Origin of the sequence: Treponema sp. OMZ 803 (genome assembly GCF_024181165.1) — a bacterium.
Lineage (GTDB): Bacteria > Spirochaetota > Spirochaetia > Treponematales > Treponemataceae > Treponema.
On sequence record NZ_CP051195.1, the window covers coordinates 1,094,084 to 1,107,694 of the forward strand.

Annotated in this window: 8 protein-coding genes; 4 read left to right on the plus strand and 4 right to left on the minus strand. The window is 44.8% G+C overall.

Annotated features, from left to right (window positions below):
• Positions 1–61 precede the first annotated feature (61 nt).
• The 3 genes from ABH09_RS05070 to rlmB all read left to right on the plus strand — a co-directional run bounded on the left by ABH09_RS05070 (position 62) and on the right by rlmB (position 5,809).
• Complete coding sequence (locus ABH09_RS05070) at positions 62–3,322, plus strand: leucine-rich repeat protein (RefSeq protein WP_253715457.1); 3,261 nt, start codon at positions 62–64, stop codon at positions 3,320–3,322.
• A 166-nt stretch (positions 3,323–3,488) separates the two neighbouring features.
• On the plus strand, positions 3,489–4,895 hold the full coding sequence (locus ABH09_RS05075) for an MBL fold metallo-hydrolase RNA specificity domain-containing protein (RefSeq protein ID WP_253715458.1): 1,407 nt from the start codon (positions 3,489–3,491) through the stop codon (positions 4,893–4,895).
• Between the two features lie 2 nt (positions 4,896–4,897).
• Entirely contained in the window at positions 4,898–5,809 is a 912-nt protein-coding gene (rlmB, locus tag ABH09_RS05080) for a 23S rRNA (guanosine(2251)-2'-O)-methyltransferase RlmB (RefSeq protein WP_253715459.1), read from the plus strand.
• 88 nt (positions 5,810–5,897) lie between these two features.
• On the opposite strand, the gene ABH09_RS05085 is transcribed toward rlmB, so the two are convergent.
• The 4 genes from ABH09_RS05085 to cfpA all read right to left on the minus strand — a co-directional run bounded on the left by ABH09_RS05085 (position 5,898) and on the right by cfpA (position 12,729).
• Entirely contained in the window at positions 5,898–6,662 is a 765-nt protein-coding gene (locus ABH09_RS05085) for a TrmH family RNA methyltransferase (RefSeq protein ID WP_253715460.1), read from the minus strand.
• Between the two features lie 90 nt (positions 6,663–6,752).
• Positions 6,753–9,431 (minus strand): putative PEP-binding protein, encoded by a 2,679-nt coding sequence (locus ABH09_RS05090; protein WP_253715461.1) that lies wholly within the window; start codon positions 9,429–9,431, stop codon positions 6,753–6,755.
• A 9-nt stretch (positions 9,432–9,440) separates the two neighbouring features.
• The gene (locus ABH09_RS05095) at positions 9,441–10,466 is read right to left on the minus strand and encodes a hypothetical protein (RefSeq protein ID WP_162663279.1); all 1,026 of its coding nucleotides are present in this window, start codon (positions 10,464–10,466) and stop codon (positions 9,441–9,443) included.
• A 208-nt stretch (positions 10,467–10,674) separates the two neighbouring features.
• On the minus strand, positions 10,675–12,729 hold the full coding sequence (gene cfpA / locus ABH09_RS05100) for a cytoplasmic filament protein CfpA (RefSeq protein ID WP_162663281.1): 2,055 nt from the start codon (positions 12,727–12,729) through the stop codon (positions 10,675–10,677).
• 200 nt (positions 12,730–12,929) lie between these two features.
• On the opposite strand from cfpA, the gene ABH09_RS05105 reads away from it, so the two are divergent.
• Positions 12,930–13,592, plus strand: coding sequence for a vWA domain-containing protein (locus tag ABH09_RS05105; RefSeq protein WP_253715462.1), 663 nt, complete (start codon positions 12,930–12,932; stop codon positions 13,590–13,592).
• The last annotated feature ends 19 nt before the right edge of the window (positions 13,593–13,611 follow it).

Here is a 13,611-nt window from a genome sequence, read left to right on the forward strand (position 1 = left end):
CGTAATACGGCTATTTTATCAGCATCATTGTCAAAAAAACGGGTAAAAGAGAGGAGCGTGTATGCGTAAACTTTGTACTATTCTAACAGGAATATTTTTAACTCTTTTATTTACAAACTGTCAGCCGTTTAAAGACAATATAGAAGACTATTTAAGTTATTGGTCGGCGGAGGTGATCGCTACGGACTACCGCATCAATCCGTCGTATTCAACGAATGCTGCCGGTGCATTGTGTGTACCGTCCATTGCTGCTAATGGATCCGATACCGATGTAACGGTTACGGTTAAACTGCACAATCCTAAAAACTTTAACCTCAAGACGCCGTCCTCCTCCACCGATGCAGGAAAGGTTATCCGCTTTCCCGGGCTTTCGCCGCAGCCGGAGTACGGCAATGCAAACGACTATATCTTAACGCAAACGGCACTCGATACGCTTACCCTCACGTATAAAAGCAGCTTTTTAAAAAAGTATGAATGGGGCACCGGAGATATCAGTCCCGAAATTACCTTTCTCACTGCCGATAACGACAGAGTATTCCGTCAGAAGTTCCGCCTAAACCTCAAGGCTGACACTGCCCCTGCTTTGGAGTACAAAGGTATCGGGAAAACACTGGTAGACGGCGAACGGTACTATGTGCTCATATTCCAAGCGAAGGGCATGGATGCTATGATAGGTACGGAGTATGTACACAGAGACATTAAAAAGCTGCACATTACAAAAGAAGGCGGAGCAAGCGCTGTTTACACCATTCAAAATATTAATTTTAGCTCCCAAACATTCAGCTGGAGCCTCGGTGATCCGTTTTTAAATACTGCAGATGACTTAGTGATTGGTGACTATGTGGGCTCCAAGCCTCCCTTTCCGGCGGCTACGGATAAATGGCTTATATACTATAAAACGGATATCGAAATATCTCCTTCGTCCGCGGCAAAAACATACACCGCACAGCCCAGTGATGCGGCGGGGCTTCGTTCAAACGAGGTTGAATGCAGTACCGTTAAAAGGAAAGTCGGATTTATAGACCTTGTCGTAACAAATCCATCCTCGTATATCCACCAATCCGGAGAAACCGGCGAACAGACTCATCCGTATAGCATAAGATGTGATGAAAACGGTGCAATACTCCAAGCAACATGCAATACGCCGCCCGGCGTTACTATTTCGTACACGGTTTACGACATAACAAGCAGTACGGCGGTACAAACAAGCAAGGGGTCGGGTGCTTCGCCGCGTACGGGGATACGGCTTATCGCGCCCGGCACTGTTGGGCATACAAAGCAGTATAAAGTTGTTCTTAAAGCAACGGCACCGGGATTTACCGAAGACACCCGTGATGTGTACTACACACTGATCCGTGCAGGAGACGTAACTATAGATGCTAGTACACTCAATGCGAATGAAAAATGGAAAAAACTGAGAGAGGCTGTTGAAAACGCTACCGCAGGCGACATTATCACTATAAATGGAGAAATTAAGGCAACGTCTGTCGGCTCAGGTCCAGATGCAAACTGGGGCAAAATTACCATCAATAAAGACCTCACGATACGGGGCAAAAGCGGCAAGTATACCGACATTCTGAACGCAGATACGGCTACAACCGGCAAAATACACCGTATTTTCGCCGTGCAAAGCGGTGCAACGCTTACCCTAAGCGGCTTGACGCTCAAAGGCGGTACAGCTGTCGCAGGTGCAAACGGCGGTGCCATTTTTGTTGCGAGCGGTAGTAAGGTAAAGCTTTCACACTGCACGATTGAGGGCTGTAAAGCGAACTCCAGCGGAGGTGGCGGTGCCATTGGAAGTCAGGGAACCGTTACGACAGAGCATACTACTATCTCATCCTGCAGCGCTAAAAACGGCGGCGGTATTTATGCAAGAAATTCTATTGTTTCTCTCTCTGATTCAACAATCGTAAACTGTACCGCGATAGGATCTGATAAACAAGGCGGAGCTGTCTATATTGAAAACAGTACTTTTACAATAAAAGGCGGTACTAGCATAACGCCCTCATCAGGCTCTGATGAAAATGTTAAAGGTAAAAACGACGTGTATCTTAAAAACAGTCAAACAATTACCATTGACGGCAACCTGACGGGAACAAGCCCGATAGCACGCATAACGCCTGAAAACTACACTGACGGTGCCATTGTGGTACAAGGGACATCATCTTTTACACTTCCTTCAGGCTACGCTCAAAAATTCGTTATTACGCCATCTACTAATACTGATGAAAGCTGGGCTCTCGATGACTCCACCAATAATCAGCTCAAATTAAAAGATTACGGTGTATTCACTATTGCAGCTACACTAAGTTTAGCTGGAGACAAGATTACACTTTCATGGAAGAATAACGAATCGAGCAAAACCGAAACAATAACAAACCAGCCGTATCGTCTTATGCTGAGTCCGTATATTACCGACATAAAACTAGAGGCGGAATGCTCGTCAAGCACATTCCTAAAGAAATGGACACTGATAGGAGGAGGTACGCCGCCGCCCGGCTATACCGTAGAATATCCGAATAGTACAAGTGTGAAGGGAAAAACCATTACAGCAGTATTTGCCGGTCGCAGTTCTCTTCCTGCAGGCTTGAACCTTTCTTCCGACGGAAAAACGATAGAAAAATATACCGGCACAGAGTCTATTATTAATTTTAATGATCGCGGTCTCGGTTGCGTTGAAGAAATCGCAGCAAATGCTTTTAGAAATGAAAGCGGCGGCAGTTTCATCGATAATACTACGATACAAGAAGTTGTATTGCCGAATGGTTTAAAAAAGCTCGGCTCGTATGCTTTTTTTGACTGTACAGCGCTAAAGAAAGTTACCATCCCAAGCGGTTTTACCGGAGATATTAACGAAGTCTTTCCAGGCTGTACTGCCTTAGAAAAATATGTGATCGCTGCCGGCAATCCTCGCTACTGTCTTTCAACTCAGAAACACCTGTGTTCGAAGAAAGAGACCGCTCCCGGCAGTTATGCTCCGAATGACTTAACGCTTGTTTCGGTGGTATTCAAACCGTCAACTCATCCTATTCTAAACATTACGGATAGCAGAATAAAAGAGATTAAAAATATGGCTGCAGAGTTTCATACCTTTACCAAGATACAAATCTCCGGCCTAACAGCTCTTTCAAAAATATACCAGTATGCTTTTTTTAAGTCTGGAGGAGGTGGATATGAAGTTACCATTAATACATCTACACCGCCTGCGCTGCCTGAAGACCCGTCTTCAGTATTTGTCGGTGCAACCAAAATAAAGGTTCCTTCCGGTTCCGTTAATGCGTATAAAGCTGCATGGACTAATTATGCCGGTATAATAGAATAGAGGGATACTAAACCGGCGGTTTGAGGTTGTTCTTAAATATACGCAGCCGTAAATCAACATACCCCGACGCAGAGCGCCGAAGTATGTTGATTCATACCGATGAATGCGTGATGTAAGGGATTTTTTAAAAATTGACATTTTCAAAAAATCCCTGTATCATTTTTTTATGAGCATCAACGTGTATTCTCTGGGAGCCGCAGAGGAAGTAACCGGTTCAAAGCACATTCTCGATGTCGATGGGTATTTGTATCTTTTTGACTGTGGGGCTTTCCAAGGGAAACGAGCGGAAGCCGATAAAAAAAACCGCGACTTTAATGTCCCGGCCGATAAATTAACTGCCGTTGTTCTTACCCACGGGCACTATGATCACTGTGGGCTTTTGCCGCTGTTGGGTATACACGGGTTTACCGGCAATATCTATGCGACGCCCGCCTCACGGGATATCGCTAACCTCGTACTGATGGATTCCGCTCGCATACAGGCGCGGGATGCCGAATATTTACAAAAACAGGCAATCAAAAAACACGAAAAATTCGACTGGAAACCACTTTTTACCGAAGACGACGTTGTGCAAACTATCAATCAATTTGTAACGGTTTCGTATCATCGTCCGGTATGGATTGGGCCGAATGTTCAGCTTGAATTTTACGACGCAGGGCATATTCTCGGTTCCGCAATAGCCTTTATCACGGCAAAAGATTCTGCCGGTAAGACGGTAAGAATTGCCTTTACCGGAGATCTCGGCAGAAAGAATAAATCGATTATCCGCGACCCCGATATTATCCCTGCTGCCGATTATATTATGATAGAAAGTACGTACGGAAATCGCCGGCATGAGGATATTCACAATGCGATGGAGATGCTGGAGCATGCGGTAAATGATGCGGTAAAGATGCGCGGTAAGATTATCATCCCTGCTTTTGCCGTTGAGCGGACGCAGGAACTCATCTATTATTTTCACCTGCTGACCGATCAAAAAAAGATTCCGCAAATTCCCATCTATGTCGATTCGCCGATGGCGGTAAACGCCACTACAATTTTTCAAGTGCATCCCGAATGCTTCGATCATGAAACACAGGAAGCCTTTGTCAAACACCATAAAAATCCGTTCGGCTTTAATGCACTCAAGTTTATTACGAGTGTCGATGAATCCAAGGCGCTGAACGCAATGGAAGAACCGATGGTGATTATCAGTGCGGACGGCATGTGTGAATTCGGCCGCGTTACCCATCACCTTGCAAATAATATTTCAAAGCCATCGACAAAAATTATGTTGGTCGGCTATATGGCGGAAAATACGCTTGGCAGACGTCTGATGAATCGCGAACCGGAGGTAAAGATATTCGGAGAGTGGCATCAGGTTCGTGCCGAAATCCTCCAGATTAATGCGTTTAGCGCTCATGCCGATTATGTCGAAATCGGCGAATGGCTCGACAGTCTCGATACCGGAAGCTTGAAAAAGCTGCTGATGGTTCACGGTGAACCGGATGCGCAGAGCTTTTTGCAGGCATACTTACAGGAACATCGCTATGAATCGCATATTATGCGGTACGGCGATGTAATCGAGTTATAGCGATGCAGATTATTACCGGTTTTCATGCGATTGAAGAATTATTGCGCTCGGTTGAAGCGCAGTTGGAGAAAAAAAATTCCGCAACAAAAAGCTCCGCAACAAAGGAAACCGATACGGAGAAAACGATTGGCGGCGGAAAGGCTGTTGCCAACGGAAAAGCTGCTGTCAGTGGTAAGACTGTTGGCGACGGAAGGGCTGCTACCGGTGGAAAGGCAGCCGGACTGCGGCTTAAGATCCTTTACGCCAAGCAGGGGCCGCGCGTAAAAAAGATACTCGCGCAGGCGGAAAAACTTTCAATTACGATAGAGCAGCGGACTGACGCCGAGCTTGACAAATTGACGGCATCCCTGCCGGAATACCTGCAAAATCACCGCGGGATTATCCTGATCGATGAACGTCCGCAGGAACAGGCACCGAAGCTTTCCGCCGATGCGCTGCTCGCTGCGCTTGCTTCCCGCGAAAAAGCCTTTGTCGTTGTCCTTGATTCAATTACCGACCCTCACAATACCGGCGCCATTATCCGCAGCGCCGATCAATTCGCCGTTGACGCCGTTGTGCTCCCCGAACGGAGATCCGCCGGAGACTTCCAGACTGTCAGTAAAATCAGCGCGGGGGCGGCGGCGTGGGTTCCGCTTTTATACACGGCGAATTTGGTTCGGACGGTGGAAGAACTCAAGCGCAACGGCTTTTGGGTATTCGGCGCTGACGCCCAAGGGGAGCCGCTCCCGCACACCAAGTTCCCCGACAAAACAATACTGATTATGGGCAGCGAAGGGTCGGGCATCAGCCGCTTGCTAAAAGCCTCCTGCGATTCCTTTACGGCAATCCCCACCTCCGGCAAGCTCGACAGTTTGAATGTTTCGGTCGCCGCCGGTATTCTGATGTATGAGGTACGCCGGCAGCAAAACGGGTAGGGGGAGGCAGGGTAAACGCATCAGACCGTTTTTTACCACCCCCACGGAAAAATTGAAACTATTCGACCAGAGTTGAACCTCTTCGCGGTTATTCCCGCCGGAGTTCGGCAAGTGCGGAGCAGAAGAGGGTACCGGCTTGTGCTACATTCAGGCTTTCGATTGCTCCGCTGCCGCTGATTTTAACCAGCACATCGCAGAGTTTTTTTGCTTCGGCAGAAATTCCATGCTCTTCGTTCCCAAGTACCACTACAACCGCCTCGTCCGGTTGCACCACTGACGGAATATCTTTTAGGCTGCGGTATGCCCGATGATCCGCCCCTATCCGCACCAAATACCCGCTGCACATCTTTAAAAAATGTTCGGCGGATGCAGTTGTATGCAGGGCGATAAACTCCATACCCCCTTGCGCAATCCGGTAGGCGCTCGGTGTCAGCTGTGCCTGTGCGTCTTCTCCGCTTATCACAATATGTTCGACGCCGAAAAAGGCTGCACTGCGGATCACCGCCCCAAGGTTGTTTGCATTACCGATACGGTCGCATAGTAACACCGCAGCTTTTTCGGTTTCCCACCGTTTAATCTGTTCCGGTGTTACGGCTGCAATGCGGGGTTCTTCAATCATAGCGACAACGCCCTGATGGTGAACGGAGCCGCAGAGTTTTTCCAATTCCGCATCCGACTGCACGAGCCGATAGAGCCGTTTCCGCTGAGCGAGGTATTTACAAAGGGCGCCGAATGTCTTTGCCCTGCTTCCGGCAAAAAAAAGTCGTGAAATTTTTTCGGGATGTTCGGCGGCGAGCGCTTTTACTGCTTCAAAACCGCACACCGCCAATTCTTTTTGATGTGATTCGTTCATACTGTAAATTAAAAAAACGAGGGCAACCGCTTAAAATATTTCTGGCGCGATTGCCCTATAGTATTCGGGTTCCGGATGCCCTTCCGGTTTTTACCTTGAAGCCTTCTTACGCAGGAGCTTGCGCCCTTCGTTTTCTGCCTTTTCCAATTCCGCCTGCGCAATTGACAGGAGTGCGATCGGCACCGAATAAGACGAACAGGAGACATAATTCAACCCGGCCTTCATACAGAAAGGAATATTTTCGGGGCGGGCGCCCTGTTCACCGCAGAGACCGAGTTTAATATCGGGACGGGTAAGCTTGCCGCGTTCAATCGCAATACTGATAAGCTCCCGCACACACGGATCCAAAATCGCAAAGGGATTCCCGTTGATTAAGTCGTATAACGTATAATCCGGCATAAAGCTGTTAAAGTCGTCGCGGGAAAGGCCGAGTGTTGTTTGAGTAAGGTCATTGGTGCCAAATGAGAAGAACTCTGCATAGCGGGCAATTTCTCCCGCCGATAACGCTGCAACCGGCAATTCAATCATCGTGCCGATTTTGAAATCTATCGGTTGTGCTTTAAACTGGGTGCGTATTTCCTGTTCAATTGTACGGATACCAAGATAAGTATGCCCTTCGATCTTCTTTCCATAAGCGATTTGTTTGAGCTCACGGAAGTTCATCACAATCGGAACCATGATTTCGACATGGGTCTCGACACCTTCCTTTTGCAGCTTATAGGCCGCTTCGAAAATGGCACGGACTTGCATTGCGTAAATTTCAGGATATGAGATTGCAATACGGCAGCCGCGGTGCCCTAACATGGGATTTACTTCTGCGCGGAGTGCAATCGCTTCGGATAAAGCCTTTTTACTGACGGTTTTCTTCTTGTCTGCTTTGAGATACTCGATAAATCCATCCAGTTCTGTGTCATTATGCGGTAAAAATTCGTGTAGCGGAGCATCCAGGAGACGGATAGTAACTTCGCGTCCGTTCATCACCTTGAAAATACCATAAAAGTCTTCCATTTGAACTTTTTGAAGCTTGTTTAAAACTTTAATGCGCTCTTCCGTCGTTTCAGCAAGGATCATCTCTCTAAACGTATTGATACGTTTTGCCTCAAAGAACATATGTTCTGTCCGACATAGTCCGATGCCTTCCGCTCCGAAGCTAATTGCAAGTGTAGCATCGCGGGGACTGTCGGCATTAGCGCGGACATGGAAATTTTGGATAAATGAGCGGGTAAGATCAATAAAATCAAGTAAGCCGGACGTTTTAGGATCAGGTTCGATTAGTTCTGCAGCACCGAAGTATACGGTCGATTCGCCGTAATAGGGTACTTGAAGCGTAATATAATCCCCTTCTTTAATAGTAATACCATTAATAATAGCTTTATTCGCCATAATTTTCATATCCGGACGGACTAATGAAATTTTTCCGTATTGACGTGAAACAACGGAAGCATGTGCCGAATATCCGCCTTCATTCGATAAAACGCCGGTAGAAACTTCAATAGCCTTTACGTCACCCGCATAGCTGGCAGGTACACAGAGAATACATCGAGTATCGGCACTCTGCAAACGTGCAATACGCTGTGCTTCAATTAGCGAATCGGCACTGAAATATACACGTCCGACCGCAGCTCCCGGGGCGCCTGCAATACCGCCCTTTGAAGATTGGAGATTTTTGACGCTCGACATGTTGATAACCGGATGTAGTATTTCGTTTAGCTGACCGGGTTTGACATTCTTTACGACATATTCTGCATCAACAATTCCGCGATTGTGTAAATCGAGCAGAAAGTGTACCAATGCAATCGTGCTTTTTGCTTCAACGGCTCTTTGTTCGATAAGCCACAGTTTTCCTGCTTCGATCGTAAAACGGATTTCGCGGACATCTTTGCTGTGATCTTCGAGCCGCCATGCAATCGCTTCCAATTGCTCAAGATATGCCGGCTTTATATCGTTGATGTCCTTTCCGACGGCGTCGACTTCATCGAATTTTTCTTGGAAGAACATTCCCTGTAATTTCTTTTCGCCGGTAACGATATTGCGGCTAAAGAATCTGCCTGAGAAAGATTCTTTGTCATAATTACCATACACCAATGGCTGAATCAATAACGCAACATCATTTTCATTGTCGGATTCGAGACTAAGCAGTGTGCTGATAAGCTGGATGGTTTGATTCAGCTGTACTTCTGCTGTGCTAAAAAATTCCTGCGGCAGGTATGGCTGGTACTTATCCATAACGGCAGCCCCGGATTCAACACGTTTTTCTTTTTTTAGTTCATTTCCTATTTTCTCCAGCTGCTCTTTATAGAGTGCTAGTTTTGCCCCATCCTCTTGTAATTCTGCAATTTTATGTAGGATTGAAAAGATTCCGCGCAGCAAGAACAGTACTTCGTGACTCGCAAAATCTTTTCCGACTTTTTCTTCAAAACCGCCGATTGTTGTCTTTGCTAATCCGAAGTTATGGAGCGTCGGATAGTTGGCAATAACGAGATTTGAAGAAATAACGAGTTTTAATAAAAGGGGATTTTCCGGATCGCCGAATTCTTTCCTTACCGCTTCACCCATTTTTTTTAAGAACGGTCGTAGTGTCGATAATACGTTCGCCTGTTGTAACGTTTGTGTAATGGTTGCATCCATAACAAGACCCGGTACGATAGGCAATCCAAGTTCCGAAAATTCATTCAGTTGGCGCCCGCGAATACCGAGGAGCGTTTTGTCAATATTACTTTTAAGTGTTTCTTTATTACTGAAAAAATGGATCGATTTAGACATATTCATAATAGACTCCTAGAAAAGGTTAAGAACGGTACTGGGTGAACCGCGCAAAAATGCTTCAAAACGCGGACTTGCGCCTTCTGCAAAATATTTTGACAATTTTGACAAGTCTTTAATCTCTTCGCCTGAAACGGCAAATTGGATACTACTGCCGTGTTTTACTTTTCCCCACTTAAACAGCGTATTGATATCGACAATCTGTTCGCCATCATAGAATACGATAACTCTATTATGCGGATAGCGTGCATTGTAGCTACGGATAATTCGCTTCCATGCTTCAACGTTCCCGTTATGAAACAGCTCGTTGGTAACAACAACCGAAATTTGTTGAGAAATTCTGGTTTTTCCTGATGGTACTTGTATTTGAGCGGAGGCTGCCGCTTGTTTTGCCTGTGCAATGTTTTTTGTCGTAGACTTTACTTTTGCAGTCGCCGAATCTTTTACCGTTTTTCGTTTTTGCCCTTTTGCCTGCTGTTTTTTTGCTTTAGGTGCAGTGAATACGAACGGACCGTTCAGAAGTTTTGTAGGGACTGACGGCTTTATACCGCTTAAAAGATCAAAAAATGCATTAAATACCATTTCTGCAACAGAATCTTCTATTCTACCTTTATCTTGCTTCCCGACGTAAATATTTAAGAGCTCATTTTTTTTCAACATTTCAAAGAGGGAAACATTTGCCGGATTCTTAGGGTTTATCACCAAAAAGCCTAAGTCAGGGTGATGGTAACCGATTACAACATCAACGCCTTTCCATTTTGCCATTTCTGTGATGATAGTTGTAGGTGTTGTAGTGATTTCTCGAATGTTTTTAGATATCGACTTATATCCCCACATATCGAGTAGTATAACAGATAAAAACGCCGGAATTTCTTCATTTATTAATTCTTTGTTTTCAAGTAATATACCAATTTCATCGGCAATATTTTTTTTAACATTGCTGGCATCCAGAAGCGATAAGGCATTCTGAATATGTGTTACAGAGGCATTAAAACCCTGCTTTGTAGCAAGCGGTACATAAAATCCTAATGAATCGAGCATTCACTTCTCCTTTGCGTAGCAAGGATGATTTAGAAGTATTATCAAAAACTTTCCTTGCATTTACTTTTAGACTTGCGGGAAACAATTCCTTGAGAGGTATTTAAACGACGCGGAATCCAAGTTCCCCCCTATGCATAAAAGCCCTCCGAAACGGGTGTTTCAGGGGGCTTTTATACTATAATCTTAACTTATTGCCATACGGTAAGCTTTACAGAGTTCTTACACCGGATTTGCGTCCCCGGCGTCCTTTACTTGCCGTACTATCAACAGCACCCGCTTTCTTTGTTTTGGATGCCCCTCTGCGGCTGCGAGTTGCGGCCGGTGTTCTGCTAACGGTTTCTGCGGCAGGCGCTTCCAAACTCGGAGTATTGTTCAGTGCATCCATAAATTGGGCGCGTCCATTCGGGGTTATCGCAGCAGGTTCATCATCTCCGCCTGAGCTGAATGTCTGTGCAATATCCGCACGGACCGTTGAGCGGCGGCGGCTGAATGAAGCAAATGCCTGATCCATAAAGCCTTTGGAAACGCCATGGAGGAATTCGTTTAAGACGTTTGCCATACCGTCAAGGGTTGCCTTCTTGCGTTTGATGGAAGTGATGTCTACATCCAGCAAGAGACCCGGCTGCATATGGAACGGGTTGATGAGGTAGTCGAACTTGTTGAATTCAGCCTCGAGGAAGGCGAGCCGTTCTTCCATAACACGGCGTTCAACAGGGTACTGATAGTCGTACATTTTCTTGAGCCGTTCACGCATGATTACAAGCTTCTTGCGCATCTTGTCTTTTTCGTAGACAAACGTGCGGTTCATTTTTTCAACTTCCGTTTCGGCTGCATTGACAAACGAAATTTCGTCCCAGACTTTTGCGATATCCTTGTAGGCGGGTTCACCCTTCGGAATTTTGTATTTTTTCTGGATGTGCTTTTCGTAGATTTTTGCCAAATCGCCGAAATCGGTGATACGTACCATGAACTTCGATTTGTCATATTGGGTCTGTAATACGTCCCATAGGTGCTCGACTTCAGTTTCGAATGAACGGATCATGACCTCATACGCTTTGCGCTCTTCAAGCAGCTGGGCATTGTCGTAGTAGCGTAGACGAATCTGGTAGCGTTCATCAGGAAGGTTTGCAACGTTCGTATCGTCATATTCGCGCAACAGCAGCTCGCGAGCATTTTTTAAGTTTTCAATGTACTGGTACCCCATTTTAGAGGTATCGAGAATTGAAGTTAACGAGTTGATTGCCGTATTGAAGCCGCGGTTACGGATGTTTTCGATATCGATGATGTGCTTGATATTCTCACGGATATTGAGTTGATCGAAGGTCTCCGGATCGATTTCTGCTCTTAAGTTTGCAATGCGTTCCATCAATTCCTTTGAAACTACCGAATAGCGTTTGCTTTCGGGGTTTTCAACGTCATCATCGGTAACATCGAGAACTTTTCCCATCTTCTTGAAGATGATTTCGCTGTCGGTCATTTCTTCTTTGCCTTCATCGATAAGCTCATCTTTTAATACTTCGATTTCTTTATCGATAAGGTTCATCAGATGGTTGGAGAGCAAATCTTTGATTAAGTATTCAACCGTTGCCTGATATTGGAAAATAGGGCTGATAAGTTCGGTGTCGAGGATATTGACTGAAAGTTTTACATCCGTTACCGTTTTGGGCTTAACGATGTTGTCTTTGAACGCACACTTTACAATCGAGTAAGCGTTCTCACCGCGAACAAAAGCACCGACGTCGGTTTTCTGGCGCAGAAGTGAATTGGTCAACGTTTCGAGATCATTGATTCCGCGCTGTACGTGTCCTTGCAGGTGTCCGTACATATTAACGATCGATTTTTCGATTTCACCGGTATTGAACTTATCGGCACCGCCGACTTCATCCAGCAGAGTTGCAATCTCTTTCGGAGTGTAGCGGTTCAGAACTTTCATTTCTTCCCTATCGATAAATCCACGGACTTTTTTGAGCATTTCGTCTTCTGCGGTTACCATATAGCGATTGAACATATTCTGATAGTTCTGGTTAAAGTAGTTGTACAACTTTTCTTTTAAACCACCCATTACATCCAATCTTTCCAGAACATCTTTGGGTAATTTCGTTGATAAGTGGTGCAATACTTTATTGGTCTCTTCTTCGATCAGCTGATTCACTTCTTTTTGCTGATCGCGATAATCCTGCGCCAACGAATTCCTTGAACCGACAGCACTGGGCTTTTCGGGATGGAATACATTTGGACTTTGAGGTAAATCTAAACTTGCCATCTTACTGTCTCCTTATTGCAGTAGATTTATATCCGTAACGGATATATCAATACGGTTTTTATTATAAGGCTATTTTGCAAAATGTAAAGCCACTTGCCCCCTTTTTACTTTCTTTTTTTTATAATATTATGAATTATATCTAAAAACACGGTCTGTTTTTGGAAGTTTGTTATACAATATCTGTAATTAAGGGAGTTATTATGTTGAAAATCAAATCTATTCTCTTTATCATTTCTTTTTTTATTATTTCTTTTACAGCATTTGCCGGCGAAAGAACTATTCCCGTTGATGTTTTTTTGATGATTGATAAATCACAATCAATGAATGAACCCGGGAAATTCGACAGTTTGCATAAATGGGTACGCGATACGCTCGTTACCGAAATGCTGATACCTGAGGATTGGATTACCGTCTGGGAATTTTATGAAAAACCGTATGAGCTGCAAACATTAGTTATTAAGAATGAAAACGATCGTAATTCATTGATAAAAACAATCGACAATATTACCCCCAACGGTGCGTTTACCGATATCGGGCGTGCTCTTGATGCAATTCAAGATTCTTTGAATAAACGAGGAAAAAATAATCGGTATAAAATTTTATTATTAGTAACGGATCTTGAACAAGATGCTCCGTGGACATCAAAATACCGTGGAAAACAGGAATCGTTTAAAAGTCCGTATCTTGCAGAAGCGCGCATTATCAAACACGATAATTGGTACGAAATAACACTCGATATGGATATTCAGGATAAGGTCGTTAAAACGACAAAAGATCTCTATACAAATATTATTGATAATAGGGGCGTTCCTCGTAGTAACGATGATCAAAATAAAGTGCTTATTACCGAAGAAAAAAAATAAACCGAGGAATTTTAAAGTA